This window comes from Treponema sp. R80B11-R83G3 (assembly GCF_054786115.1).
Map to the genome: position 1 here is coordinate 1 of NZ_BDHF01000500.1, position 447 is coordinate 447.

General features: G+C 48.3%; 1 protein-coding gene. It reads right to left on the minus strand.

What is annotated here, in order from left to right:
* Positions 1 to 274 (minus strand): flagellin N-terminal helical domain-containing protein (locus tag ACYVRH_RS14665; RefSeq protein ID WP_461257599.1); only part of this gene is annotated, 274 nt, incomplete at its 3' end.
* Between the last annotated feature and the right edge of the window lie 173 nt (positions 275 to 447).

Sequence of the window (447 nt, forward strand, 5' to 3'; positions counted from 1 at the left end):
CCCGAATACGGTGCAGAATATCCTGGGTTTCCTGAAGATAGCCTTCAGTAGCCTGGATAAAGGATACGCCGTTTTGAATATTGCGTTCCGCCTGATTCAATCCGCGAATTTGGCTTCTCATTTTCTCGGAAACCGCAAGTCCGGATGCATCATCCCCCGCTCTGTTGATCCTCATGCCGGAGCTTAATTTCTCCATGTTTTTGGTCAACGAGTCCTGGGTTACGCCGAGCTGACGATCGGCGAACATGGCGCTCATGTTGTGATTAATAATCATTTTTTACCCTCCATAGTTTGCTTGCCCCGGCTATCCTTGCCGAGGCCGTTCCGCGGACGCGGTTTACAGAAGACGGTTTCGCGCCGCCGTCCCGATAAGCCGCAAACAGAACGAAACGATTTATTAAACGATTTTAGGCAAGTATAGATACTTGCCTTTTTGTGTTATTTAAT